Consider the following 26159-nt stretch of genomic DNA (forward strand, 5'->3'; position numbering starts at 1 on the left):
AGCCGGGAGTATCCGTTATGTCTTATCAGGCTTGGCAGAAATAGCCTTGAGAATGTAAGGCTCCAGTAGTCTGGCTACTGCTTCAAAGACAGGGACCACAACGGAATTACCGAACTGACGATATGATTGAGTGTCAGAAACCGGAATCCGGAAAGGCTTGCCGTCTGGCGTTTCAAAGCCCATGAGGCGTGCGCACTCGCGGGGAGTCAGTCTACGTGGTCGGCGAGCTTGGTTTTCAGCATTCGCAAAATCGACTTCACCTACTGCCATATCCCAGCCACGGTCTATCAGAATCTCGGATCCATCTTTATGGTAACGAGCAGAAAGTGTGCGGGCCACGCTTTCTTTATCTTCGGGGTTAACGAGACCAAAACCAAAACCGTTGCCCTTAGCTGCATGCTTTTTAGCATAGTTGTAAAGGTACTCCCAGAGTTTAGGCGTGAGGATATATTTGCTATCAACCACTGGTTCCAGTAGCTCTCCAAAGGATGGACGTTGTTCGGGATAAAATCGACTGACATCGCGGAGGGTAAAGCCATTGTGAATATTCAGGTCGCGACGGAAACCCACCAGAACGATACGTTCACGATGCTGAGGAAGAAAACGCTTACCATCTATGACTTTAGGATCACTTTTCCCCATGTCATTTGCATCGGCAACTTCATAACCCAACTCGTCAAGCGTTTCCATGATGACCTTAAAGGTTTTACCTTTGTCATGGCTTTTCAGGTTTTTGACGTTCTCAAGCACAAAAATGGCTGGTTTTTTTGCCCGGATAATGCGTGCCACATCAAAGAAAAGTGTTCCTTGAGCCTCACACTCAAAACCATGTGCGCGACCCAGCGAATTTTTCTTACTCACTCCCGCAAGGCTGAAGGGCTGGCAAGGGAAGCCAGCCAGAAGCACATCATGGTCTGGAACATGTTCGTCGATGTAGGCATAAGCATCTGTCTCTGATACCTCTGGCTTGTCACTAAGAGTGACTTCTCGGATATCGAGATTAAATGTATGCGCTTGCTCGTCATTAAACCAGTTAGCTTTATAGGTGCGTACCGCTTGTTTATTCCATTCGCTTGTAAAGACACACTGGCCCCCGATCGCTTCGAATCCCTTACGAATCCCGCCAATCCCGGCAAAAAGGTCAACGAAACGAAACGCGTACTCTGGATGATTTGCTGGCGGTTCCGGAAGCATTTTTCGAAGAAGTGCCTCTTCGGCTGAGCTCAATGACTTGGGGGAACATTTATCATTGATCCAGCGGTTAAGCGTTTCCCGGCTCCAATCGTTTTTGCCAACTTTTCTTAAGAGCTCAGCCACATACTTTTGATCATAGATTTCCAGTACCTGCTCAATGAGTTTTCTATCATTTTCCTGTCGCTGCTTTTCTTCTGCTTCTACTTTTTCAAGAAGATCCTGCGCCAGTAATTCAAATTCTGACATAATGCCTCCAATGGGTCTCATGAGTGACACTCTATCACTCATTTAACCCAGATGGAAATTTTATTACTGTTTATTTAAACAGTGTTTTACATATTTTCTATCAATACTTGAAATCTGTCTCCAATGACACTGCACGCAAGACTAAAAATTATTTAATATCAAAAGGATACTAACAAAAACTTTGGTTAGTAACTGGTTTACCGCGCCAATGCTTAAAGAGTTAAGCACCGTTCAAAAGAGCTCCGCCTTACTCACTGGCATCTCCGCCGAATATCAGTAGGCAATTAATCACTCCTTTCCAATGAGCATGAAATTTATCTTTTAAAATCAATTGATTAGTTAAAGATTCAATATTTTTAGGCTTGTCTAATCAATCGCTTAATCATCCTATATATTGGTGTGTAGAAAAAACACTGACTGACTTTGCCCCTCTTGAAAGAGCAACGTAAAGATGCCTCGCGTTCATTCCACGGCCTTGAGCATTAAGGATCAAACAATGGTCTGCTTCAAGCCCTTTCAATAGTAACGTGGAACCTATTGCCCTTTTTGGTATTCGATTATCTCCTACTTGTCGTAAACGCTCGCGAATGATAGAAGCTGACTCAAACATACTTTTCTGTGGACTACCAATAGACATAGATATTGTATCTTTTAAGGCTTTAAAGGCTGCTTTACGATAAACACGTGCCCCGTCATTCTTTTCCAATTGCAGAAGAGCAGATAAAATACTTGACCGTGAATTGGAATTTACAACATCACATAATGCTTGTTCGCATTCTGTAGCCGGTTTTTCATTACGACCGTTTAGAATGGTATCAATACGGCGCTTAGTTACTGCTGCATCAACATTCGTAATCATTTTAGATACATTATCTACGATTGAATCAGCAAGTGATTTACCTTTCTTTTCGTCAAATTCCTGAGCTGCCGTTATAATTCCCGAAAGTTGGACCTGTTCAACAACATCTATACGGGGATTTCCCTGAGCATAACTGTGACGAGATTGTTCATCCATAGACGCTCCAATGACTAATAAGCTGTCATTAGGATAGAGTTCTAATATCGATCGTTCGACTTTGTAATTGCTGGAACGATCAGTTTGATAATCTCCACTAAGGGGATGCCAAAAAATGTGCTGGGGGCAAGAACTCAAATCGACCTTTTCTCCAGACATTAAAATTTCACGAGCCTGAAGAATCCATTCTCCCAATATTGGAGAATTGGCATTATTCCATCGCCAAGGTGTCGTTAGGGTTCCTAACAATGGAAACTGTTGCTCAACCTCAGACACCCAGTCAGGCATTGCACCACTAAAATCAAAGATACATTGCATAGGATCACCAAAAACTACTGTCGGTAATTGGTTGGAAAGTGAAACGATTAACTGGTGCTGATCCATATTACAGTCTTGATACTCATCAACATAAAGTCGTGAGTACGATGCTTTAAGAATTTTAGACAGAGCACCAGAAGCAATGAATGTGTTAACAACCCGCCGCATCTCGGGATAAAATAGCTTAGGGCTTTCTGCCGACGAGTGCATGGGGCAAGATGCAGCAAAATTGTGAGCAACTCGTAATGCCCAACCATCGATAGTTGTTACCACAAAATTTTGGTTTGCTATTTTAAATTTCCTAAGCCTCTTCTTAAGGGCTGCAACCCCAGCAGTTGTATGAGTTAGAACCAAAATAGGTTTACTGTGTGGATTATTTAAAGCGGCAACGATTAGCTGTGTTTTACCGCATCCAGCGGGAGCTACAACAGACCCACGTTCAGAAGTAAGTATTTGGTTTATATTCATTGCTGATGGCCTTCTTCACAAGCCCACTGATAAATTCCATTCAGTACAATTTGGAACTCATTTTTAAAAGTTTTGAAGTTTGGTCCAATATATTTTCGTGATAACTCTTCAGATTTCGCTATATTTTTAAACCACTTATAGCTTCCTGCTGCCTGATATAAGGCCATGCGCATTCTTTCTTCCGGCTGGTTTAAACAATTCTCCAATTTAAACTGATTAGCTGACTTGTTTTCAATATGCTGGGCAACCTCTTGTCGACCATTAAGTTCTATAGCAAGGTTGATTAGCTTAGGAATAAGCGTAATATCACACCAAGAAAAAATGGCACCCTCTGTTGATAAACCATGCCCCCACTCATAAATCCTTACACCTTTTTCAATACATTGCGCTGTTTGGCCCGCATGTGCGGCATCTTGAATATCTGAATCCTTAAGGATTGCCGTAGGATAACCGAGACTTGAGAAAATCTCAGCACGAACAAAATAATTACTTCCGCCGTTCCCGTCAGTGCAAAAAACACCTTTAGATAGAAAGCCTTCGTGATTGATATCTTGACAATATAATTCTAATCCTCGAATAATTCCGACTTCAGTAGCACCTTCACCAACTATTACCTTTTTACTAAAAAATGCCTCAGCACAAGCTCTCAGCGTCGCCTGCTGATCATCACCACCACCTAAGCTGAGAATATTATGAGATATACCATCGGCCTGATGCAGGGGAGGTTTTTTTCTTATAACATGTAATTGCTTTGACTGTAATTCTCGCAAAACATATGGTGAATGAGTAGTTAAAAATACTTGTTGTAATGGGTTCTCTTCTTTCGCCCCTAATTCGTTAAGGAGCCTTGATATTCTGTATGGTTCCAGCCCATACTCGGCCTCATCAACCAGTAACATTGTTGACTGACTCGTAGCTTTCTGTATACCGCTAATAAGTAACCGGGAGGATCCAGTACCTAACTGCCGCAAAGGAGTCCCATCGCTACCATGCAGACTAATAGCTCCGTTAGACAAGGTGATTCCATTAACGTCTAATAATGCCTTAAGCTCTCCTAAAGGCACGCCCAATTTGTTACCTATTGATTTTACGTCTTCAAGAACTTTATCCAAACCTTCTATCGGATTAGCAGCAAAAGCATTACGAGTCTGTCGTGATAATTGTGTTAAGACAGATGTGACATCAAACCTCTCCTCCGAAAGTTTGTTAAGCACTGATCGACTACCCCATGCGAGATTATTGTAAGGAGTAACACCTAATCTTGATGGAGAAATCATCTCACGATGTTTCCATGGAAGACGACGCTCAACTCCGTCAACATCTGCTCTTAATGAATAGAGCCGCCAATCTGGTTCTAAATCACTCTCAACAACAAGTTTTAACGTTAATACAGGTTCATAGTCCAGATGTGGTTCATCATGAATTTCACATGTTTCAGAATTAAATGATCTTAAAAAAGGCCCATATCTTTCAAAGTTCAATAATTCATCATTAAGCATTCCGATCGTTATAGAAATAGTGATCTTTTTAGTTACATCTAAGCCATAGAAATCAGCATCATTAAATGTGTAAGATCTCCTTGCCCCAAGAGCAAGGTCAATGGCATCAAGAATCGTCGATTTGCCTGAGTCGCCAGGACCAATTAAACAGTTGAGACCAGGGGATGGTGACCACGAAAGTTTTTTTATTACCCGAAAATTCTCTACCTCTATATGACGAATCTTTGGCATGAGATTGACTTCCTTTCACACTTTATAGTTAGAAATATCAATGTATCAGCTTTCAGTTATCGTCTAAAGAATCATCAATTCTGTTTACCTGAATCGCCACGGGTTTAACAGACACCTCCGAGTCATTTAAGATGGCTTAAAGAGAGGTGCCCATGAGCGGTAAGCGTTATCCCGAAGAGTTTAAAACTGAAGCAGTCAAACAGGTTGTTGATCGCGGTTATTCTGTTGCCAGCGTTGCAACACGTCTCGATATCACCACCCACAGCCTTTACGCCTGGATAAAGAAGTACGGTCCGGATCCTTCCATTAATAAAGAACAGTCAGATGCTCAGGCCGAGATCCGCCGTCTCCAGAAAGAGCTGAAGCGGGTTACCGACGAACGGGACATATTAAAAAAAGCCGCGGCGTACTTCGCAAAGCTGTCCGACTGAGGTACGCCTTTATCCGTGACAACTCCTGTTGCTGGCCTGTTCGCCTGCTCTGTCGGGTGCTGGATGTTCATCCCAGTGGTTTTTACGCCTGGCTTCAGCAGCCGCATTCACAACGCCATCAGGCAGACCTGAGACTGACAGGACAGATTAAACAGTTCTGGCTGGAATCGGGATGCGTCTATGGTTATCGCAAAATCCATCTGGATCTGCGGGACAGCGGGCAACAGTGCGGAGTGAACAGAGTCTGGCGACTGATGAAACGTGTCGGGATAAAGGCTCAGGTCGGATACCGGAGCCCGCGGGCACGTAAAGGCGAGGCCAGTATCGTGTCGCCCAACAGGCTCCAGCGACAGTTTAATCCGGATGCTCCGGATGAGCGTTGGGTAACGGACATAACCTACATCAGGACCCGCGAAGGCTGGCTGTATCTTGCCGTGGTTGTTGATCTGTTCTCACGCAAAATTATCGGCTGGTCCATGCAATCCCGGATGACAAAGGACATTGCCCTGAACGCACTGCTGATGGCTGTATGGCGGCGTAATCCCCAAAAACAGGTGCTGGTTCATTCGGATCAGGGCAGTCAGTACACAAGCCATGAGTGGCAGTCGTTCCTGAAATCACACGGCCTGGAGGGCAGCATGAGCCGTCGCGGTAACTGCCATGATAATGCGGTTGCAGAAAGCTTTTTCCAGTTGTTGAAACGCGAACGGATAAAGAAAAAGAGCTACGGAACGCGGGAAGAAGCCCGCAGTGATATTTTTGATTACATCGAAATGTTTTATAACAGTAAGCGTCGGCATGGTTCCAGCGATCAGATGTCACCGACAGAATATGAAAACCAGTATTATCAACGGCTCGGAAGTGTCTAGATTATCCGTGGCGATTCAAGAATCAATCTTTTCATGGTCTTCCTTTTTGCTGTGAGTTAGGTATTCATCAGGAGTCATTATAAAATAATCAATTGATAAAAACGATCAATTTATACTGAATCGATCGATAAAATTGATCAACATTGAAACTATAATCCCTATGCACAGTTGTTGAGAGCGATGGATTTTGACAACGAAATCAAAGGAGAAAGTTTGTGACAAGAGTAATATTGGCGATATCAGGGCTATTGTTCTCGCAGTTTGTGGCAGCAGAGCAGATCACAATGTCCGATCCTCAGCAGGAAACGACGGAGAGTGGAAAGACGCTCTGTACTTACCAGAACAGCATTTATCTGTTCACCTACGTCACCAAAGGAAAATGTCCATATACCAAAACCTTTCAAACCGATGATGCAGAGTAAGTGCACAGCAATGTGATGAAAACGCCACTCCTACCGTACATTTTTATCAATCACAAGTGCCTGTGGAGGCAATAAACCGCCCATCTTCAATACGCCAGCGCCACGCTCGGTTTCCGCTCACGTTCAGATAGAACTCTTCCAGATCGTAATTAATCGGCTCACGTGATTCTGCTGGTAGGATTACATCGTTCAGATCCTGCTGCAAAACCAAGAAACCAGGAACTACCTCTACGAAAGGCAATCCCTCCCATTCGTTGTAAACACCGTTTATAGCGCCTGTTGGCGCACCCAACGCTCTTAACTGAGCATCAATTTCAGAGTTTTTTTGTCTTGCCATAGATAAAGTCTCCGGCGCTCTGCTGCGCCATTTGGGGAATGATGAATCCTGTCCGATATTCCTCGGATCAGGGGATAGATAAGTTTTTTTAATTTCGCGTTTACACGAAGTTGTTAAGCAAACATGCGTTTTCATCGTGGTGGCGACCTTCGCCATTAGCCAAAGTGCCACGCATAACGAACGATTGGACACGTGTTATGTTCCAACTGGGTTGTCACAGTCTTAATGAATAAGAAAAAAAGATTTAGGGCCGTTAGGGACGCTTGCCCCGTTTAGGCCTTATTTCCCAAGGGCTGGGATAGTACGGCTCTATTTTGTCAGGGCCGTTTTAGGGCTGTTATGCAGCTTCGATCTGAGGGTAGTATTTCGATAGATACCATTCACGTGCGTGTCCCTTATCCATGTCAGAATGATACCAAAGCGCCCCCTTTGTTAACGGAGTGTCCTTAAATCGAGTGAGTGTGAATAATCTTGCGCTGGTATAACCGTGTTTGCGAAGCCAATCCGTTGCTTCATTGTCCCGACTGAATGCCGGACAACCTTCACGAAAAGCATTGAAAGAGAACACTTGGTGGCTTTCGGTGAATACTGCCGCTTCTGACTCTGCCGGGGAGACACTTGCCTGTTTCATCCGTTCCAACGCTACACTGTGTGGTGGTCGGTATGGATTGAAGTCACTGAGATCGTATTGCATAAACCAACGATAGACGGCTTCCAGCCCACCAGCGTTTAACCAGTCGCTGAGGCGAGCGATGAATGCTGCGGTTTCATCGTGATCCACTTTGTGTTTAACGAAGTGCGTCGCATAGTGGCGACGGTCGTTATCTTCCACTTCGATTGGCGTTGGGCTATTGCTAAACGTCATGAACCGGGTGAATGTCGCAACCTTACGGGCGCTTTCATACAATGGTCTGATGTCCACCGTTGGTTCGGTTTGGATGGACTTCAGAGACTCCGCAACACGACGACTTGCCGTCGGCGGATCATCAAACACGATTATCAGATTATCGGCTAACGCGCCATTATGTTTTTCGGTCAGTTGAGCGTAGCTCGAATAATGTTTTGTCTGCCCCGCCAACAATGGTGTCAATATTTGCTGAAAGAGGAATCCCTTACCCGTTCCGGTATCAGATGGGATCACGAGATGCCATGTTGGGCGTTCTTCTGGACGCTGGAAGCAATGTGCCAACCATGCGCAGACGTTGGTGCGATCGGCTTCATCCGGGAACATCCTCACTAAGTATTCGAACCATGGAGTAAGGATGTCGACTGGAGCATTGTCGCTGGAGAATCTGCGATAGGTGTTCAGCGTCCCATCCTCAGAAAGGCCAGACGGCAACGCTGGATTGAAGATGCTTTGGGCGATGAATGGAAGTGTTCTAAATACAACTGACTGCCATTGTGGGTTCCATGAGCCCCCTGAAAAACGAGCGTAATGTACCGCAAGGGAATCGAGACTATGATCGGTGCCTGTGTTGATGTTGCGCAACTTAACGCCACCAGGCAGTGAAATCAGGGCGTATCCCTGGCTACGCAGGTGAAGCGAGAAGGCTTCAACTGGGGGTGGGGGTGTGGCTGTGTGTGTGGTCGTCTCTTGTGTCATAGGTGTCGTGCTCCTGTGCGTCGTATAAAAGTTTAATAATCTGTGCTGCGCGTGAACGGTGTTCGCGCGTATTGTCCAGCCATTGTTCAATGTCTTTTGGAACGATTAATTGCATGGCTTAGCATCCTGTTTTTGAAGGCTTTTCATAAAGCAAGTGGTCGTAGTACGCCCATGCTGTCCCGTAGTAAACGGCGAGATTTCGGAGGTACGTTAGGAAGCGTTCCCAGCTTAGGTAGGGCCAGATCTCCAGAGCGAACTCATAAAGTTGCGTGGTTACTGCGTCATTACGTCCCAACCATGCATCAAATAACGGCTGAGCGAACTGCTGCGGCTTCCAACCCTGCTGAATTAGGAAGGCTCGCACCTTTCCCTCAAACGTGTTTGTTGAGCGATTGAGGACCAACCTACATGTCCCTGTATCGTGGTCATGGTCGATGCATGGAGAATTTAGTCTGGTGCCCGTAATCGGGTCTTTACCATCCTGGAGTGAGGACATCATTTCTCTGTAAGCCGGGCGTTGCCGGGAGGCTAACCGCCGGGAATCTGACGGCATAGCGAACTGTTGAAATTGTGCGTCTACCATCACACCTCGAATGCTGCGAAGATCGCTTGTTCAGTAGTGATAGCGTCTTTGGCTGACTGTTCGGCTGCTGCTGCTTCCTGCTTTCGCTGGCGTTGTTGACGGACGATTTCCAACACTTCTGCGGCGATATCCGACTTCAGACGTTCAGATGCCGCCGCTACAGCCTCCTGGCGTTCCTGTACCAGCAGAATCTCCGGTTTAAACATGCTCACCTCGAAGAAAGGCGAAGATTGATAATGGTTGCAGGCTTGAGGATTGAGGATGTAACCGTTGTCCAGATAAGCAGCCGCCTTAGTGATGACCAGCGGGAATACCTCGTTGAAGACGATGGTGGTGCTGACTTCGGACAATGCTACTTTTTCCGCTTGCGTGATACGTTCGTCATAAAGACGCTGGATGAGGGCTGTTTGTTCTTTAGTTAGTTTCATTAATAATGCGCTCCTTTGCTTTAAGAATTTTGTTCAGATTTATGGACTTGCAGCACTTACAGCGGAATGGGCTATCGGTGCTGGTGGCAGTTTCGCTAAGAAAATACTCGTCGCGATGATGGATAAGTCCGCTTTTTTCATACTCATTGAGATGCAGATGGGCGTTGTTGTAGCCCCATCTCTCCACGTACTCTTCAAAGGTGAAGACGTGATGTTGCTGGTGTTCCAGCCAGAGAAGGAAGCCGATTCGTTTCGGTGTCTGTGGCAGGCCCAGCAGTTTTAGCCGCGATTTGCACGCGTGCCATGTGGTGTGGTCAACCTTGCCGCGCAGACGTGCGGAGTCCGTTACGTCGATTGACGCTAAGTTTTTATTTTCCAAATAATAATTTCCTGATGGTAATAAAAAACCCGCAAGCGGATTGATCCAGCCTACCAAGGAGAAGAGGCAGAAACTGGCACCTGCGGGATTTTATGTGTTTCGGTGGGATGTCGGGGAAATCTTCCCCTTAATTACATAATAACACGAATCATTCTCATTTGTCAAGTACTTTATGAGTTTCACTATTAAAATCAATAAATTAAACCATTACAAGCGGTGGCGTACCTGATGAGAAAAACACGCTGTTTGCCATAATTTATAAAAGTAGGGGGAATCCCCCCTGCACTTACAGGAAGGTTGATGAGAGTTTAGTCCCAGCAAATACCATCAACCACTGGAAGTAAATTCGTCACAGTAAACTTGTGGGTGTATCGCTGGGTTTGCCCTTCCCCACTATGCTCATGTCCGACCACCTTCTGAACTGGCGTAAGCTCGTTAGTTTTTCGCGCTTCTGTAATAAATGTGTGGCGAAGGCTGTGCACGACGCGGCGAGCGCCATAATCATTGAGATAAGGGATCTCAAGAACCTCACGAATATCGTGGAAAAAGTGGGTGATCTGGTTGAAGTTAGTGAGGTCAGGGAAAAGCGAATCGCCAGCAGAGAATCCCTCTACGTAGTCCAAAAATCCAAGATCAAGCAGATGAAGTGATAGCGGTACTTGCCTCGTACCTGCTTCGGTTTTGGTATCATCAATCATGATGTAGTAACGCTGGGAATCATCATCAAGACGAACATCCGAACGCTTTAGTTTGGCGATCTCTGCCCGACGTGCACCAGTATAGGCAAGAAGGAGCGGTATCCACTTTTTCCAACCTGATAGATTTTTGAAATGGGCCACCAGCCTGCGCATTTCTGTTTTGCTGTAGTCTCCATAGCTTTTGCTGTGTGCTTCATAACGAACGTTTAGCGTCGGTGAAGATGCCAGTATATCCATTTCAGATGTTAGATAAGTAGAGAACAACCCCTGGCATAGCTTCAGATAATCTTTAACGGTCTTCGGTGCCACACGGTCATCCTCGGGAACCTCATCCAAATCTAAACACTCCCGAACCGTCATCTTGTTATATGGCTTCTTGTTCTGACGGGGTAGACCCGCCACCACTTCCAGCAAGTTTTTGATATCGCGGCGGGTGATTTTGTCCACTGGCGTATCAGCCCCCAGCACTTCTCTGATGACCATGAAGTACTTTTCGTTCCCCTTCCGAATCTTCGGATTCCAATCTGATTTGAACACCAGAAAACCATCCCATGCCTTTTGCAATGTCATGGCTGGCGCAGAATCTTCAACCGGAGACACTGCGACAGGTAGAGGGATTTTCTGTTTCAGATCGTTGAGGATCTGGGAGTACGTCGAAAAATCTTTACTCAGAAAAGCTGCATTGGCCTTCTGCGACTGGTGCAAAAGAATATCGTACTTTGACGCTGCGGCGACAATGGCACTTTCCATACCTGAAATATCGAAACGCTGAGCCAGAGACTCAAGAAAAAAAGATTCCGTCGGGGATGCTTCGCCGTTGAAGAGTTGATCTTCATAGAACTCTTGAAAAAACTGTGCGAACGCCCGACCAGTATCTGGTGATAACGGTGGGGTTACATCTCCCCTTATTTTTCGCTGGCGAGCGTCGGCGGGGATATTCTCAACATAGCCATAAATCTCTGCATGTTGCGCGGCTACGAAAGCATCAATGTCATGCTGGGATAGCTTTTTCATCATTCGTATGATTCTCTGTAACTGATCGCGGTGGATAGTACCAGATCGCAAAAGAGTGAAGAATGGCGTTAGTCGGGAGATCAGGAACTGACATCGGCGTGGGCTATCCGTACCAAGCGAGCAACGGAAAAATTGATTATCAGACAATCTGAAGTAAGCGTAAAAAACGCCGTTACGCTGAAGCGTATGAGGTAGGTAACAATCGTTGATGTATCCCATTCTGTATCTCATTTATGCTTCTAAGTGCCTGAGATACATCAACTTATTGTTTTTAAAGAAGTTGAAGCTGACCGATAAGCCGGGTTCTGTCGTTGAACAGTCATTCATCTAGGCCAGCAATCGCTCACTGGCTCAAGCAGCCTACCCGGGTTCAGTACGGGCCGTACCATGCGAACCCCTATTTGGCCTTGCTCCGGGTGGAGTTTACCGTGCCACGGACTGTTACCAGCCGCGCGGTGCGCTCTTACCGCACCCTTTCACCCTTACCTGATCCCACTTGCGTGGGCCATCGGCGGTTTGCTCTCTGTTGCACTGGTCGTGGGTTTCCCCCCCAGGCGTTACCTGGCACCCTGCCCTATGGAGCCCGGACTTTCCTCCCCTCCGCCCGTCTCCCCCGAAAGGGACGACGACGAAGCGGCGACTGTCTGGTCAGCTTCGGCGCGCAGTATAGAGGGTTTGCGCCCCGCTGTCACCCTTCGGTGAGCATCCCGACCCGCAGGGTGGCAGCAATATTGCGCGAGGCGCGATAAATATTGTCAAACGCGCCGCGGAACGCCTCTTCAAGAGTGCTGATGCTGGTCAGGACGCTGAACACCGCGTCGATACCGTACTGGTGCACAATGCCGACATCATTAGTCAGGCTGCCGGCAATACCGATCACCGGTTTATGATACTTGCTGGCCACGCGCGCCACGCCCACCGGCACCTTGCCGTGAATACTTTGACTGTCCAGACGCCCTTCACCTGTCACCACCCAGGTGCAGTCGTGAATATGCTCTTCGAGATTCAGCGCCTGGGTGACAATTTCGATGCCGCTTTTCAGCTCCGCACCGAGGAACGCCATCAGCGCAGCGCCCATGCCGCCTGCCGCGCCTGCACCGGGCACATTTTTGACATCAATACGCAGCGCGGTATTAATCACATCTGCATAGTGGGAAAGATTATTGTCGAGTTCGACGATGTTGGCTTCCGTGGCCCCTTTCTGCGGCCCGAAGATGCGGGATGCACCCTGGTCGCCGATCAGCGGATTGCTCACGTCACAGGCCACCCGGATCGCGCAGCTTTTGAGGCGCGGATCGAGGGTCGAAATATCAATATTGTTCAGCGCCATCAGGCTGCCACCGCCGTGGCCAATCTCGGTACCGTTGGCGTCGGTCAGTTTTGCGCCCAGCGCCTGCACCATGCCCGCGCCGCCGTCGTTGGTGGCGCTGCCGCCAATCCCGATAATGATATTGCGCGCGCCTTTATCGAGTGCGGCGAGGATCAGCTCGCCCGTGCCGCGGGAGGTAGTAATCAACGGGTTGCGCTGGGCCGGAGGCACCAGCACCAGTCCGCTTGCTGCGGCCATCTCAATAAATGCCGTCACGCCATCGCCGGAGATCCCCCAGCAGGCGTTAACGCTTTCGCCCAGTGGCCCTGTCACCACCGCGTGCTGCATCGTGCCGTTGGTGGCGGCAATCATCGCTTCAACCGTTCCTTCCCCGCCATCCGCTACGGGAACCGAAACATACTCTGCATCGGGAAAGATCTCCCGAAAGCCTTTTTCTATCGCCCGCGCTACCTCGGTGGCAGACAGGCTTTCTTTGTAAGAGTCAGGGGCGATTACGATTTTCATAGTTATAGCCTGTTACCGCTTAAGGCAAAAATAGCGGGCGCGTTCCCGCGCCCGTCTTTGTTAGCGAGAGACTTCCACTTTCGCCAGTTTTTCGTAATAGCAGGCAATGGCGCTGTGGTCGTCGTTACCATGACCATCGGCACGCAGCGCCTGCATCATCTCCATTACCGCCGCGGTCAGCGGCAGCTGGGCACCCACGCCATGGGAGGTATCGAGGGCGTTGGCCAGATCTTTGATGTGCAGATCGATGCGGAAGCCCGGCTTGAAGTTACGGTCCATCACCATCGGCGCTTTAGCATCCAGCACGGTACTGCCCGCCAGGCCGCCACGAATTGCCTGATAGACCAGATCCGGGTTAACGCCTGCTTTGGTCGCCAGGGTCAGGGCTTCGGACATCGCGGCGATGTTGAGGGCCACAATCACCTGGTTTGCCAGCTTGGTGACGTTACCCGCACCGATTTCACCGGTATGCACCACGGAGCCGGCCATCGCTTTCAGCAGGTCGTAGTATTTGTCGAAAATCGCCTTGTCGCCGCCCACCATCACTGACAGGGTGCCGTCGATGGCTTTCGGCTCGCCGCCGCTGACCGGCGCATCCAGCATCTCTACGCCTTTCGCTTTTAACGCTTCGCTAATTTCGCGGCTCGCCAGGGGGGCGATGGAGCTCATGTCGATCAGCACGGTGCCCGGTTTGGCGCCTTCAATAATGCCGCCTTCACCCAGCGCCACCTCTTTCACGTGCGGGGAGTTTGGCAGCATGGTGATGATCACATCGCACTGCTCAGCAATCGCCTTTGCCGTGGCGGCGGTTTCTGCGCCTGCGGCAATCACTTCGGCAATGGCTTCCGGGTTACGGTCTGCAACCACCAGTGAGTAACCTGCTTTGATGAGGTTTTTACTCATTGGTTTACCCATGATACCCAGGCCAATAAAACCAACTTTCAGTGTCATAACGTTTCTCTCTATCAGGGGTGGTTATTTCTTAAAGGAATCGGCTAATTTCTGCGTTGCGGAACGGAACACGCCGAGGTCGCTGCCGACGGCAACAAAGGTCGCGCCCCACTCCAGGTAACGGCGCGCATCAGCCTCAACCGGAGCCAGGATGCCGCACGGCTTACCGTGGACTTTGGCGCGAGCAAAGATATGCTGAATAGCGCGCTGCACTTCCGGGTGATTCGCGTTGCCGAGATGGCCGAAGGCCGCCGCGAGGTCGCTTGGGCCGACGAAGATGCCGTCCACGCCGTCAGTGGCGGCGATGGCATCGACGTTATCCACGCCCTGCTGGCTCTCGATCTGCACCAGGATGGTGATGTTCTTGTTCGACTGGACGAGGTAGTCCGGTACGGTGCCAAACATGTTGGCGCGATGGGAGACCGACACGCCGCGAATGCCTTCTGGCGGATAGCGGGTAGAGGCCACCGCCTGCACCGCCTCTTCGACGTTTTCCACAAACGGGATCAGGAAGTTGTAGAAACCAATATCCAGCAGACGCTTAATGATCACCGGCTCATTGGTCGGAACTCGCACTACTGCCGCGCTGGAACTGCCTTTCAGCGCCATCAGCTGCGGGATAAACGTGGTGACGTCGTTCGGAGCATGTTCACCGTCCAGTACCAGCCAGTCAAAACCTGCTAACCCCAGCACCTCGGTACTGATTGGGCTTGCCAGCGCGGACCAGCAGCCGATCTGAATCTGATGTGCCGCGAGGGCCGCTTTAAATTTGTTCGGGAAAATATCGTTACTCATCGCTTATACCTTTGCTTATTTCTGCAATTCCATACGTTTGATGTCACCCACTACGAACAGGTAGCAGAACATCGCCATCAGCGCGGAACAGCCTACAAATACCAGTGCCGCGTTGAACGAATGCAGTTCACTGACCAGATAGCCAATCACCAGCGGAGTGACGATTGACGCTACGTTGCCAAAGACGTTAAACCCCCCCCCGCACAGACCGACAATCTCTTTCGGTGCGGTATCGGAAATCACTGGCCAGCCCAGGGCACCAAATCCTTTACCGAAGAAGGCCAGCGCCATCAGGGCCACCACCAGTGTGGTGTTGTTGGTGTAGTTGCACAGAATGATTGAGGAGGCCAGCAGCATACCCAGCACAATCGGCAGCTTACGCGCCAGGGTAATCGAGTTGCCTTTCTTAATCAGATGATCCGAGAACACCCCGCCCAGCACGCCACCGGCAAAACCGCACAGTGCCGGAATGGACGCCACCAGTCCCACCTTCAGAATCGACATCCCCTTCTCCTGCACCAGATAAATCGGGAACCAGGTGAGGAAGAACCAGGTGATGGTGTTGATAAAGTATTGCCCGAAAAACACACCCAGCATCATGCGGTTGGACAATAACTGTTTGATGTAATGCAGCTTCGGACCGCTGGCCGCTTTGTCGCCCGGCTTTTTATGGTCCATGTCGACTACCGCCCCGCCGTCCTTAATGAACTGCAGCTCGTCGGCAGACATGCGTGGATGATCGGTTGGGTTATGAATCAACTTCACCCACAGGCCGGTCAGCACGAAGCCGATAACCCCCATCACGGTAAAGACATGTTCCCAGCCCCAGGCGAAGGTCAGCCAGCCGAGCAGCGGGGAGAACAGCGCCAGCGAGAAATATTGTGCCGAGTTAAAAATGGCCGAGGCCGTACCGCGCTCTTTGGTCGGGAACCAGGCCGCCACGATTCGGGCGTTGGCCGGGAAGGACGGCGCTTCGGAGAAGCCGAGCATAAAGCGCATAAAGAACATTGAGATGCCAGCCCACGCCAGCGGGAAAAGATCGACAAAGCCCTGCAGGAAGGTGAACAGCGACCAGAAGAACAGGCTGTACGTATAAACTTTTTTCGAGCCGAACTTGTCCAGCAGCCAGCCACCGGGGATCTGCATCAGCAGGTAGGCCCAGCCGAAGGCGGAGAAGATGTAGCCCATCGACACGGCGCTTAACTGCAGCTCTTTAGCGACTTCCGTTCCGGCAATAGAGAGCGTGGCGCGGTCAGCGTAATTGACCGCGGTAACAATAAATATAATGAGCAATATTAAATAGCGGGTAGGAGCACCCTTTTTTGTTTCAACAGTCGTATCCAGCAACATTTTTATTTCCTCTGGCACATCAGCGAAATTATTTTTATTATTTAAGAAAGAGGCATTCCTGATTATTTCAGTAATGGCAGGTCAATACGGATAATTAATCCGATACCATGAAATCGTTAATGAGTATAATCAACCATCCCGGTATCGCGCATTGTTGCATTGCTTAATAGTGGAAGGTTTTTTGAATATTATTTTGAGCATATGCACAACCCCCTGGGCGCTGATGCACAGATTTGGCGATTGCCTCCCTTATGCGCAGGTTAATGTCAAAAATGAGTGATCGCCATCACGTTTTTAATTGTCCGCGCCTGACATTCTTTATTCCACTGAGCAGAGTCTTTATTTCCGATAACAAGAAAATACACGTACTCTTTGACCAATTAATTATCCCCCACTCGCTGGAGAATACTGGACAATGGCCGACATCGAAATTCGACAAACGTCGCCGGGCGCGTTTTATATTAAGGTGCACGACACCGATAACGTGGCGATTATTGTTAACGATCAGGGATTAAAAGCCGGAACGCGTTTCCCGGACGGGCTCGAACTGATCGAGCATATTCCTCAGGGTCATAAAGTGGCGCTGGTCGATATCCCGGCGCAGGGCGAAATTGTGCGTTACGGCGAAGTCATCGGCTATGCCGTACGGGCGATCCCGCAGGGTAGCTGGATTGATGAATCGCTGGTGGCTCTGCCGGAAGCACCGCCGCTGAACACCCTACCGCTGGCGACCCGCGTACCGGAGCCAATGCCAGCTCTTGAAGGCTATACCTTCGAAGGTTTCCGCAATCCGGACGGCAGCGTCGGCACCAAAAACCTGCTAGGCATCAGCACCAGCGTCCACTGCGTGGCGGGGGTGGTCGATTACGTGGTGAAAATCATTGAACGCGACCTGCTGCCAAAATACCCGAACGTCGACGGCGTGGTGGGTCTGAACCACCTGTACGGCTGCGGCGTGGCGATCAACGCCCCGGCGGCGATTGTGCCAATCCGTACCATCCACAATATTGCGCTGAACCCGAACTTCGGCGGTGAAGTGATGGTCGTCGGCCTCGGCTGCGAAAAACTGGTGCCAGAAAAACTGCTGCAGGGCACCGAAGATACCCAGGCCATTCCGGTGGACAGCGCCAGCATCGTGCGTCTGCAGGATGAGCAGCACGTCGGTTTCCGTTCCATGGTGGATGACATTCTGCAGGTCGCCGAACGCCATCTGGCGAAGCTGAACCAGCGCAAGCGTGAAACCTGTCCGGCCTCTGAGCTGGTAGTAGGGATGCAGTGCGGCGGCAGCGACGCCTTCTCCGGCGTGACCGCCAATCCGGCGGTAGGCTATGCCTCAGATCTGCTGGTGCGCTGCGGCGCCACGGTGATGTTCTCCGAAGTCACCGAAGTCCGCGATGCGATCCACCTGCTCACGCCGCGCGCCATCAACGAAGAGGTGGGCAAACGCCTGCTGGAAGAGATGGCCTGGTACGATAACTATCTCGACATGGGCAAAACCGACCGCAGCGCCAACCCGTCTCCGGGCAACAAGAAAGGCGGCCTGGCGAACGTGGTGGAAAAAGCCCTCGGCTCTATCGCCAAATCGGGCCAGAGCGCCATCGTCGAGGTGCTCTCCCCGGGCCAGCGTCCAACCAAACGCGGCCTGATCTATGCCGCCACGCCAGCCAGCGATTTCGTCTGCGGCACCCAGCAGGTGGCCTCCGGGATCACCGTCCAGGTGTTCACTACCGGGCGCGGCACCCCGTACGGTCTGATGGCGGTACCCGTCATTAAAATGGCGACCCGCACCGAGCTGGCGAACCGTTGGTTTGACCTGATGGATATCAACGCGGGCACCATCGCCACCGGCGAAGAGAGCATTGAGGACGTGGGCTGGAAGCTGTTCCACTTCATTCTCGACGTGGCCAGCGGCCGGAAGAAAACCTTCTCCGATCAATGGGGATTACATAACCAGCTGGCGGTGTTTAACCCGGCGCCTGTGACCTGAGTTTGCAGTAAACCTCTTTTAGCATGGCTCCGGCCATGCTTTTTTTTTGCCTTTCGTTCTTTCGCAATCTTCCTTTCACTTTCGCTTCTTTCGTTTTTACGAGTTCAATCACAAAAAAGCATTCCGAAACACTATATCTTCTTTCGAAGAAAACAAACGAAAGGTTTCGGAGGAAGAATGACCATCATTTCGACCAAAGCGATGCTCAGCAAGGCCCAGCGGGAAGGTTACGCGGTTCCGGCATTCAATATTCATAATCTCGAAACGCTGCAGGTGGTTGTCGAGACGGCCGCCGAGCTGAGATCGCCGCTGATTGTCGCCGGGACACCGGGCACCTTCAGCTATGCCGGGATCGGCAACATCGTGGCTATCGCGGGCGATCTGTCAAAAACCTGGAACCAGCCGCTGGCGATCCATCTCGATCATCACGAAGATTTCGACGACATCGCGCAGAAAGTGCAGGCGGGGGTGCGCTCGGCAATGATCGACGGCTCGCACCTGCCGTTTGCCGATAACGTGGCGCTGGTGAAAAAGGTGACTGACTACTGCCACCGCTATGACGTCAGCGTCGAGGCAGAGTTGGGCAGACTCGGCGGCCAGGAAGATGACCTGGTGGTCGACAGCAAGGACGCCCTTTATACCCATCCGCAGCAGGCCCGTGAGTTCGTAGCGCTGACCGGGATCGACTCCCTTGCCGTCGCCATCGGCACCGCCCACGGCCTCTACACCGCCACGCCAAAGCTTGATTTTGAACGTCTGGCGGAGATCCGCCATCAGGTAGAAGTGCCGCTGGTGCTACACGGTGCCTCGGGTCTTTCTGCCGCCGACATTCGCCGGGCAATAGATCTGGGCATCTGCAAGGTGAATGTCGCTACCGAGCTGAAGATTGCATTTTCCGACGCCCTGAAAAGCTACCTGGCCGATCACCCCGAGGCCAGCGATCCCCGTCACTACATGATCCCCGCTAAAGCCGCCATGAAAGAGGTGGTCCGCAAAGTCATTCATGACTGCGGCTGCGAAGGCAAACTCTGACCCACACGACCCGGAGGAAACGGTGAAAAATATTATTGCCCGCCATAAGGCGGGAGAGCATCTCGGCATCTGCTCCGTCTGTTCAGCGCACCCGCTGGTGATTGAAGCCGCCCTGCGCTTTGACCTGGCGAGCGACAATAGCGTGCTGATCGAAGCCACGTCCAATCAGGTGAATCAATATGGTGGTTACACCGGCATGAAGCCGGAGGACTTCCGCGATTTTGTACTGAATATCGCCGAAAAGGTGGGCTTCCCGCAGGAGCGACTGATCCTCGGCGGCGATCATCTGGGGCCCAACTGCTGGCAGAACGAGCCCGCAGAGACGGCGATGGAGAAAGCTGTCGCTCTGATTCAGGCTTACGTGGCTGCGGGCTTCAGCAAGATCCATCTTGATGCATCGATGTCCTGCGCCGACGATCCCGTGCCCCTGGATCCAGTGGTCGTCGCTCAGCGGGCGGCGCGGCTGTGCCAGGCGGCAGAAGAGACCGCCACCGACGCGCAGAAGGCGGCGCTGACCTATGTGATTGGCACCGAAGTGCCGGTGCCGGGCGGCGAAGCCAGCAGCATCGACAGCGTGCATGTCACCCGGGTGGAGGATGCCGCCCGCACCCTTGAAACGCATCAGGCGGCGTTTCACGCGCTGGGGCTGGATGCGGCGATGAGCCGGGTGATTGCCATCGTGGTGCAGCCCGGCGTGGAGTTCGACCACACCCAGATCATCCACTATCAGCCGCACGCCGCCGAAGCGCTGTCGGGCTGGATCCGTCAGACGCCGATGGTCTATGAAGCCCACTCCACCGATTACCAGTCCAGACAGGCGTACCGGGCGCTGGTGCGGGATCACTTTGCAATCCTGAAGGTTGGCCCGGCCCTCACCTTCGCCCTGCGCGAGGCGATTTTCGCCCTGGCGCAGATGGAAGCGGCGCTGATCGCCCCCGAAAACCGCAGCCGCGTGCTGGAGGTGATCGACGAGGTGATGCTCAACGAGCCGGATTACTGGAAAAAGTACTATCGCCCGACCTGGAGCCAGGCGATGGTGGATATTCACTTTAGCCTGTCGGACCGCATCCGCTACTACTGGCCGCACCCGCGGATCCGTCAGAGCGTGGACAAGCTGCTCGCCAACCTGGACACCCTGGCCCTGCCGCTGGGGCTGATCAGCCAGTACCTGCCGGTGCAGTTTGAACGCGTTACCGCCCAGGCCCTCGCCCCAACACCGCAGGCGCTGGTCATCGACAAAATAGAGGACGTGCTACGCGCATATCGCTACGGCTGCGCCCCTGACGCCGCCTGAACCCCGGAGGATCCATGAGCAAACTGTTTGTCCGTACCGGCATTGATTTTGCCACCTGCCAGCAGGCGCTGGCTCATATCGGCGAGGAGATGCTGGCGAAGGGGGTGGTTCATGCCACTTACCCTGCCGCACTGCTGGAAAGGGAGGCGGTGTTCCCCACCGGTATCGCCCTGGAAAAACATGCCGTGGCGATCCCGCACTGTGAGGCGGTCCACGCCAAAGAGCCGGCACTTTACCTGATTCGCCCGGACAGACCGGTGCATTTTCAACAGGCGGATGACGATACGGAGATTGCCGTGTCGCTGATTATCGCCCTGATCGTGGAAAACCCTGCGGCGCAGCTCACCCTGCTTCGCCGGTTATTTAGTGAGCTGCAAAACCCGACCCTGCTGGAGGCGCTGCTGACCGCGCCGGACCACCAGCTAAAGGCCCTGTTTGAGGAAGCCATTTTGATGGCAGAACCCTGCAAGCGTGCCTCATAACAGACTGATAATAAGAAGGAGTACCCTATGAAACGCAAAGTTATCGTTGCCTGTGGCGGCGCCGTTGCTACCTCCACCATGGCCGCCGAAGAGATCAAAGAGCTGTGTGATGCCCACAACATCACCCTGGATCTGGTCCAGTGTCGGGTGACTGAAATTGAAACCTATATGGATGGCGCAGATCTGATCTGCACCACCGCGAAAGTCGACCGTACCTTTGGCGACATCCCGGTGGTTCACGGCATGCCATTTGTGTCGGGCGTCGGCATTGAAGCCCTGCAGCAAAAAATCCTGACCATCCTCAAGGGGTAAGATCATGTTTACCGAAATCATGCGGTATATCCTCGATCTGGGGCCGACGGTCATGCTGCCCATCGTCATCATCATCTTCTCGAAGCTGCTGGGGATGAAGCTGGGCGACTGCTTTAAATCCGGTCTGCATATCGGGATTGGCTTTGTCGGAATTGGGCTGGTAATCGGCCTGATGCTCGACTCCATCGGCCCGGCGGCCAAAGCGATGGCGGAACAGTTCCAGATTAACCTTCACGTGGTGGACGTCGGCTGGCCGGGCTCATCGCCCATGACCTGGGCCTCACAGATTGCGCTGGTGGCGATCCCGGTGGCGATTGGCGTCAACGTGCTGATGCTGGTCACTCGCATGACCCGCGTGGTCAACGTCGATATCTGGAACATCTGGCACATGACCTTTACCGGCGCGATGCTGCACCTGGCGACCGGCTCTTACTGGCTCGGGATCCTCGGCGTGGTGCTCCACGCGGCCTTTGTCTACAAGCTGGGGGACTGGTTTGCCAGAGATACGCGGGAGTTCTTCGGCCTCGAAGGGATTGCCATCCCGCACGGCTCGTCTGCTTACCTGGGGCCGATTGCGGTGTTGGTCGATACGCTCATCGAGAAGATCCCGGGCCTTAACCGCATCCACTTCAGCGCCGACGACGTGCAGAAACGCTTTGGTCCATTTGGCGAACCCGTCACCGTCGGTTTCGTGATGGGGCTGGTCATCGGTCTGCTGGCCGGTTATGACGCCAAAAATGTCCTGCAACTGGCGGTGAAAACCGCCGCGGTGATGCTGCTGATGCCGCGCGTCATCAAGCCGATCATGGATGGCCTCACCCCGATTGCCAAACATGCGCGTAAGCGTCTGCAGGCGAAGTTTGGCGGGCAGGAGTTCTTAATCGGCCTCGATCCGGCGCTGCTGCTGGGCCACACCTCGGTGGTCTCCGCCAGCCTGATCTTTATCCCGCTGACTATCCTGATTGCAGTGCTGGTGCCGGGTAACCAGGTCCTGCCGTTTGGCGACCTCGCCACCATCGGCTTCTTTGTCGCCATGGCGGTGGCGGTGCATCAGGGCAACCTGTTCCGCACCCTGATCTCCGGCGTCATTATCATGGGCATCACCCTGTGGATCGCCACCCAGACCATCGGCCTGCACACCCGGCTGGCCGAGAATGCCGGCGCGCTGAAAGCGGGCGGGATGGTGGCGTCGATGGACCAGGGCGGATCGCCCGTCACCTGGCTGCTGATCCAGCTCTTTACCTGGCAAAACGTGGTGGGATTTGTGGTGATTGGTGCCATCTATATCACCGGCGTGCTGCTCACCTGGCGTCGTGCCCGGGCCTTTAGCGCAGCAGAAAAACGCGCTGAGGCTCCACAGAGCCAGACGGTTTCTTAATACCCGGGGAGCGCTGCTCCCCTCTTTTTTCTGGAGTGAATCATGAAATCAGTGGTAATTCATGCTGAGGGACAGGTGCGTGTTGAAGAGCGCCCTGTCCCGGACATTCAGGCTGCGGATGAGGTGCGCGTGCGCGTGGTCTGCTCGGGATTATGCGGTTCGGATATCCCGCGTATTTTCGCCAACGGAGCCCACTACTACCCCATCACCCTGGGGCACGAATTCAGCGGCTACGTTGATGCCTGCGGCTCTGGCATCGACGACCTGAAAGCGGGCGATGCGGTGGCCTGCGTGCCGCTGCTGCCCTGCTTCTCCTGCCCCGAGTGTGAAAAAGGTTACTTCTCACTGTGTAAGCAGTACCAGTTCGTCGGCTCCCGCAGCGAAGGGGGTAATGCGGAGTACATCGTGGTGAAGCGCGCCAACCTGTTCCGCCTGCCTGCAGCGATGTCCATTGAAGACGGGGCCTTTATCGAGCCGATTACCGTGGGGCTGCACGCGTTCCATCTTGCCCGGGGCTGCGAGGGCAAAAATGTGATCATCGTGGGGGCGGGCACTATCGGTCTGCTGGCCATGCAGTGCGCGCTGGCGCTGGGTGCGGCCAGCGTCACCGCCATTGATATTAATGACGACAAGCTGGCGCTGGCGACCTCGCTGGGGGCAAACCGGGTATTCAACAGCAAAACGCTGAGCGCAGAGGCGATGCAGGCCGCCCTGCACGAAACACGTTTCGATCAGCTGGTACTGGAGACGGCTGGCACGCCGCAAACTGTTGCCCTCGCCATCGACATCGCCGGGCCCCGCGCCCAGCTGGCGCTGGTGGGGACCCTGCATCACGACCTGAATTTGTCCGCCGCGACCTTTGGCAAGATCCTGCGTAAAGAGCTGACCCTGCTGGGCAGCTGGATGAACTACTCTGCGCCCTGGCCAGGCGAAGAGTGGGAGACTGCCGCCCGGCTTCTCAAAGAGAAAAAATTGCAGCTGGCGCCGCTGATCGCTCATACCTGCGACTGCGATAGTTTCGCCCGTGCCATTCAGGCACTCAATGGCTCACCGATGCAGGGCAAAATCCTGCTGCGTCTGGACTAAGCAAAGGAGCCAGCAACCGGAGCTGGCTCACAGTTACTTTCGAACGTTAGCGTTCACCTTTCGCATCCCTTCGATTAAACTGGAGTAAGTTAATTATCAGGCAAAACAAAATGAACTCATTTGAGCGAAGGAACAAAATCGTCGATCTGGTGAATGCCAACGGCAGCGTGTTAGTGCTCGACCTTTCGAATTCTTTTGGCATCTCCGAAGTGACCATTCGCGCCGATCTGCGGCTACTGGAAGAGAAAGGGCTGGTGACCCGTTTTCACGGCGGGGCTGCCAGGCCAGGCAGCAATCTGAGCGAAAATGAAAGCCAGGAAGTGCTGCTGGAAGATCGCTACAGCCTCGCCAGCGATCCGAAAAAACGCATCGCCCTGGCGGCGGTGGCGATGATTGAAGAGGGGATGACGGTGATTCTGGACAGCGGCAGCACCACCATGCTGATCGCTGAAGCGCTGGCAAAGAAAGCCAATATCACGGTGATTACCAACAGCCTGCCCGCGGCTTTCGCCTTGTCGGACAACAAAGACATCACCCTGGTGGTCTGCGGCGGTACGGTGCGCCATAAGACTCACTCCATGCATGGCACCATCGCCGAGCGCTCGCTGGCGGGTATCAGCGCGGATTTAATGTTTGTCGGGGCCGACGGGATCGACACCACCAATGGCATCACCACCTTCAACGAAGGCTACTCCATCAGCAGCGTGATGGCGGCGGCAGCGCATAAGGTGATTGCCGTGCTGGACGCGAGTAAGTTCAACCGTCGTGGGTTCAACCAGGTGCTGCCGATGGCGGAGATTGACTGTGTGATTACGGACGAAGGGATCGGTGAGAAAGAACTGAAGAGCCTGAAACAAACGTCAGTAGAGCTTATTGTGGTGTAACTGCGCGCGGTGAAAATGCCCGATGGCGCTTCGCTTATCGGGCCTACAACAACCGGGTCAGTGCAATTCCGTAGGCCGGGTAAGCGCAGCGCCACCCGGCAGAAGCCCAGGTCTTACTCCCCTTGCTGCTCCAGGGCATACTTATACAGCGCGTTCTTTTTCACGCCGTGGATCTCCGCCGCCAGCGCGGCCGCTTTCTTCAGCGGCAGTTCGGCCTGCAGCAGGGCAAGGGTACGCAGCGCTTCCGCAGGCAGCGCGTCCTCTTCCGCTTTGTGCCCTTCGACAATCAGCACCATCTCGCCCTTGCGGCGGTTTTCGTCCTCTTTCACCCATGCCAGCAGCTCGCCAACCGGCAGGCCGTGAATGGTCTCCCAGGTTTTGGTCAGCTCGCGCGCCAGCACCACGTAACGGGCTTCGCCCCAGACGGTCACCATGTCCTCCAGGCTCTCCAGCAGACGGTGGGTAGATTCGTAGAAGATCAGGGTGCGGGGTTCGGCTTCCAGCGCCTTCAGCACGTCGCGACGGCCTTTGGATTTGGCGGGCAGGAAACCCTCATAGCAGAAACGATCTGACGGCAGGCCCGCCGCGCTCAGGGCGGCAATAGCGGCGCACGGCCCCGGCAGCGGTACCACGCGAATACCCGCCTCGCGGCAGGTACGGACCAGGTGATAGCCCGGGTCGTTGATCAGCGGCGTACCGGCATCGGACACCAGGGCAATGTTCTGCCCCTCTTTCAGTTTGGCCACCAGCATGGCCGCTTTTTGCTGCTCGTTATGATCGTGCAGGGCAAACAGGCGGGCATTAATCGCAAAATGCTGCAGCAGCAGGCCGGTGTGACGGGTATCTTCAGCCGCAATAAGATCAACGCTTTGCAACACGGTGAGCGCACGTTGGGTAATATCAGATAAATTCCCGATAGGAGTAGGTACAATATAAAGCTGACCCTGAGAATTATCTGCCGTTTCGTGTTGTTTCATTGTTTCATCCGTATTGCCGATTTAATATTGAGCATTGCGTAAAAAATATCACTGGATACAGT

At 52.4% G+C, this 26159-nt stretch carries 23 protein-coding genes and 1 other RNA gene; 10 read left to right on the forward strand and 14 right to left on the reverse strand.

Annotated elements, in window-relative coordinates; all coding sequences use genetic code 11:
- Positions 1–15 precede the first annotated feature (15 nt).
- The 3 genes from G7090_RS20440 to G7090_RS20450 all read right to left on the reverse strand — a co-directional run bounded on the left by G7090_RS20440 (position 16) and on the right by G7090_RS20450 (position 4971).
- A complete protein-coding gene (locus tag G7090_RS20440; RefSeq protein ID WP_063155341.1) occupies positions 16–1440 on the reverse strand; it encodes a DNA cytosine methyltransferase in 1425 nt (474 codons plus the stop codon).
- A gap of 382 nt (positions 1441–1822) precedes the next feature.
- Complete coding sequence (locus G7090_RS20445; RefSeq protein ID WP_074143544.1) at positions 1823–3241, reverse strand: UvrD-helicase domain-containing protein; 1419 nt, start codon at positions 3239–3241, stop codon at positions 1823–1825.
- Positions 3238–4971: an ATP-dependent endonuclease gene (locus G7090_RS20450; RefSeq protein ID WP_166184169.1), complete on the reverse strand. Its 1734-nt coding sequence runs from the start codon at positions 4969–4971 to the stop codon at positions 3238–3240. The genes G7090_RS20445 and G7090_RS20450 overlap by 4 nt, the downstream gene beginning before the upstream one ends.
- Positions 4972–5123: 152 nt before the next feature.
- Between G7090_RS20450 and G7090_RS20455 the strand changes: the two genes are divergently transcribed.
- Positions 5124–6271 (forward strand): IS3 family transposase gene (locus G7090_RS20455; protein ID WP_166182117.1). Its coding sequence is split into 2 segments (ribosomal slippage): positions 5124–5361 and positions 5361–6271, totalling 1149 coding nucleotides; the frame shifts between segments, so codons are not numbered across the junction.
- Positions 6272–6486: 215 nt separating this feature from the next.
- On the forward strand, positions 6487–6693 hold the full coding sequence (locus G7090_RS23865; RefSeq protein ID WP_045616205.1) for a hypothetical protein: 207 nt from the start codon (positions 6487–6489) through the stop codon (positions 6691–6693).
- Between the two features lie 46 nt (positions 6694–6739).
- Here G7090_RS23865 and G7090_RS20465 read toward each other — a convergent pair whose 3' ends face one another.
- The 10 genes from G7090_RS20465 to garP form a co-directional block, all read right to left on the reverse strand.
- Positions 6740–7186 (reverse strand): hypothetical protein, encoded by a 447-nt coding sequence (locus G7090_RS20465; protein WP_242685345.1) that lies wholly within the window; start codon positions 7184–7186, stop codon positions 6740–6742.
- 181 nt (positions 7187–7367) lie between these two features.
- Positions 7368–8633, reverse strand: a complete 1266-nt coding sequence (locus G7090_RS20470) for a primase-helicase family protein (protein ID WP_242685346.1) — start codon at positions 8631–8633, stop codon at positions 7368–7370.
- A 582-nt stretch (positions 8634–9215) separates the two neighbouring features.
- Positions 9216–9644 carry a hypothetical protein gene (locus tag G7090_RS20475; protein WP_064179037.1) on the reverse strand — a complete coding sequence of 143 codons (429 nt, stop codon included), beginning with the start codon at positions 9642–9644 and terminating at the stop codon, positions 9216–9218.
- Positions 9631–10023, reverse strand: coding sequence for a hypothetical protein (locus G7090_RS20480; RefSeq protein ID WP_003844871.1), 393 nt, complete (start codon positions 10021–10023; stop codon positions 9631–9633). The genes G7090_RS20475 and G7090_RS20480 overlap by 14 nt, the downstream gene beginning before the upstream one ends.
- A 308-nt stretch (positions 10024–10331) precedes the next feature.
- Positions 10332–11738: a tyrosine-type recombinase/integrase gene (locus tag G7090_RS20485; RefSeq protein ID WP_226876165.1), complete on the reverse strand. Its 1407-nt coding sequence runs from the start codon at positions 11736–11738 to the stop codon at positions 10332–10334.
- A gap of 275 nt (positions 11739–12013) precedes the next feature.
- Positions 12014–12391: RNase P RNA component class A (gene rnpB, locus G7090_RS20490), an RNA gene on the reverse strand.
- A gap of 32 nt (positions 12392–12423) precedes the next feature.
- Positions 12424–13569, reverse strand: a complete 1146-nt coding sequence (gene garK, locus G7090_RS20495) for a glycerate 2-kinase (RefSeq protein ID WP_166184172.1) — start codon at positions 13567–13569, stop codon at positions 12424–12426.
- A gap of 60 nt (positions 13570–13629) precedes the next feature.
- On the reverse strand, positions 13630–14520 hold the full coding sequence (garR, locus tag G7090_RS20500) for a 2-hydroxy-3-oxopropionate reductase (protein ID WP_106994781.1): 891 nt from the start codon (positions 14518–14520) through the stop codon (positions 13630–13632).
- A gap of 24 nt (positions 14521–14544) precedes the next feature.
- The gene (garL, locus tag G7090_RS20505) at positions 14545–15315 is read right to left on the reverse strand and encodes a 2-dehydro-3-deoxyglucarate aldolase (RefSeq protein ID WP_166184175.1); all 771 of its coding nucleotides are present in this window, start codon (positions 15313–15315) and stop codon (positions 14545–14547) included.
- A 15-nt stretch (positions 15316–15330) separates the two neighbouring features.
- Entirely contained in the window at positions 15331–16665 is a 1335-nt protein-coding gene (garP, locus tag G7090_RS20510; protein WP_166184177.1) for a galactarate/glucarate/glycerate transporter GarP, read from the reverse strand.
- 415 nt (positions 16666–17080) lie between these two features.
- Between garP and garD the strand changes: the two genes are divergently transcribed.
- The 8 genes from garD (at position 17081) to G7090_RS20550 (ending at position 25120) form a co-directional block, all read left to right on the forward strand.
- Positions 17081–18652: a galactarate dehydratase gene (gene garD, locus G7090_RS20515; protein WP_166184179.1), complete on the forward strand. Its 1572-nt coding sequence runs from the start codon at positions 17081–17083 to the stop codon at positions 18650–18652.
- A 177-nt stretch (positions 18653–18829) separates the two neighbouring features.
- On the forward strand, positions 18830–19684 hold the full coding sequence (locus G7090_RS20520) for a tagatose bisphosphate family class II aldolase (protein WP_166184181.1): 855 nt from the start codon (positions 18830–18832) through the stop codon (positions 19682–19684).
- Between the two features lie 22 nt (positions 19685–19706).
- The gene (gene gatZ / locus G7090_RS20525) at positions 19707–20978 is read left to right on the forward strand and encodes a tagatose-bisphosphate aldolase subunit GatZ (protein ID WP_166184183.1); all 1272 of its coding nucleotides are present in this window, start codon (positions 19707–19709) and stop codon (positions 20976–20978) included.
- 14 nt (positions 20979–20992) lie between these two features.
- A complete protein-coding gene (gatA, locus tag G7090_RS20530; protein ID WP_166184185.1) occupies positions 20993–21460 on the forward strand; it encodes a PTS galactitol transporter subunit IIA in 468 nt (155 codons plus the stop codon).
- Positions 21461–21487: 27 nt separating this feature from the next.
- The gene (gene gatB, locus G7090_RS20535; RefSeq protein WP_106994788.1) at positions 21488–21772 is read left to right on the forward strand and encodes a PTS galactitol transporter subunit IIB; all 285 of its coding nucleotides are present in this window, start codon (positions 21488–21490) and stop codon (positions 21770–21772) included.
- A 4-nt stretch (positions 21773–21776) separates the two neighbouring features.
- Positions 21777–23150, forward strand: a complete 1374-nt coding sequence (locus tag G7090_RS20540) for a galactitol-specific PTS transporter subunit IIC (protein ID WP_166184187.1) — start codon at positions 21777–21779, stop codon at positions 23148–23150.
- A gap of 42 nt (positions 23151–23192) precedes the next feature.
- Positions 23193–24236, forward strand: a complete 1044-nt coding sequence (gatD, locus tag G7090_RS20545; protein WP_166184189.1) for a galactitol-1-phosphate 5-dehydrogenase — start codon at positions 23193–23195, stop codon at positions 24234–24236.
- 110 nt (positions 24237–24346) lie between these two features.
- Positions 24347–25120 carry a DeoR/GlpR family DNA-binding transcription regulator gene (locus tag G7090_RS20550; protein WP_166184191.1) on the forward strand — a complete coding sequence of 258 codons (774 nt, stop codon included), beginning with the start codon at positions 24347–24349 and terminating at the stop codon, positions 25118–25120.
- A 113-nt stretch (positions 25121–25233) separates the two neighbouring features.
- Here G7090_RS20550 and rsmI read toward each other — a convergent pair whose 3' ends face one another.
- Positions 25234–26097, reverse strand: coding sequence for a 16S rRNA (cytidine(1402)-2'-O)-methyltransferase (gene rsmI, locus G7090_RS20555; RefSeq protein ID WP_106994792.1), 864 nt, complete (start codon positions 26095–26097; stop codon positions 25234–25236).
- Between the last annotated feature and the right edge of the window lie 62 nt (positions 26098–26159).

This window comes from Leclercia sp. 29361, from assembly GCF_011290365.1.
GTDB lineage: Bacteria > Pseudomonadota > Gammaproteobacteria > Enterobacterales > Enterobacteriaceae > Enterobacter > Enterobacter tamurae.

Coding starts and splice junctions, on each gene's coding strand:
- G7090_RS20440 (WP_063155341.1), bottom strand. CDS start 1,440: ATGTCAGAATTTGAATTACTGGCGCAGGATCTTCTTGAAAAAGTAGAA.
- G7090_RS20445 (WP_074143544.1), bottom strand. CDS start 3,241: ATGAATATAAACCAAATACTTACTTCTGAACGTGGGTCTGTTGTAGCT.
- G7090_RS20450 (WP_166184169.1), bottom strand. CDS start 4,971: ATGCCAAAGATTCGTCATATAGAGGTAGAGAATTTTCGGGTAATAAAA.
- G7090_RS20465 (WP_242685345.1), bottom strand. CDS start 7,186: ATGGCGAAGGTCGCCACCACGATGAAAACGCATGTTTGCTTAACAACT.
- G7090_RS20470 (WP_242685346.1), bottom strand. CDS start 8,633: ATGACACAAGAGACGACCACACACACAGCCACACCCCCACCCCCAGTT.
- G7090_RS20475 (WP_064179037.1), bottom strand. CDS start 9,644: ATGAAACTAACTAAAGAACAAACAGCCCTCATCCAGCGTCTTTATGAC.
- G7090_RS20485 (WP_226876165.1), bottom strand. CDS start 11,738: ATGATGAAAAAGCTATCCCAGCATGACATTGATGCTTTCGTAGCCGCG.
- garK (WP_166184172.1), bottom strand. CDS start 13,569: ATGAAAATCGTAATCGCCCCTGACTCTTACAAAGAAAGCCTGTCTGCC.
- garR (WP_106994781.1), bottom strand. CDS start 14,520: ATGACACTGAAAGTTGGTTTTATTGGCCTGGGTATCATGGGTAAACCA.
- garL (WP_166184175.1), bottom strand. CDS start 15,315: ATGAGTAACGATATTTTCCCGAACAAATTTAAAGCGGCCCTCGCGGCA.
- garP (WP_166184177.1), bottom strand. CDS start 16,665: ATGTTGCTGGATACGACTGTTGAAACAAAAAAGGGTGCTCCTACCCGC.
- garD (WP_166184179.1), top strand. CDS start 17,081: ATGGCCGACATCGAAATTCGACAAACGTCGCCGGGCGCGTTTTATATT.
- G7090_RS20520 (WP_166184181.1), top strand. CDS start 18,830: ATGACCATCATTTCGACCAAAGCGATGCTCAGCAAGGCCCAGCGGGAA.
- gatA (WP_166184185.1), top strand. CDS start 20,993: ATGAGCAAACTGTTTGTCCGTACCGGCATTGATTTTGCCACCTGCCAG.
- gatB (WP_106994788.1), top strand. CDS start 21,488: ATGAAACGCAAAGTTATCGTTGCCTGTGGCGGCGCCGTTGCTACCTCC.
- G7090_RS20540 (WP_166184187.1), top strand. CDS start 21,777: ATGTTTACCGAAATCATGCGGTATATCCTCGATCTGGGGCCGACGGTC.
- gatD (WP_166184189.1), top strand. CDS start 23,193: ATGAAATCAGTGGTAATTCATGCTGAGGGACAGGTGCGTGTTGAAGAG.
- G7090_RS20550 (WP_166184191.1), top strand. CDS start 24,347: ATGAACTCATTTGAGCGAAGGAACAAAATCGTCGATCTGGTGAATGCC.
- rsmI (WP_106994792.1), bottom strand. CDS start 26,097: ATGAAACAACACGAAACGGCAGATAATTCTCAGGGTCAGCTTTATATT.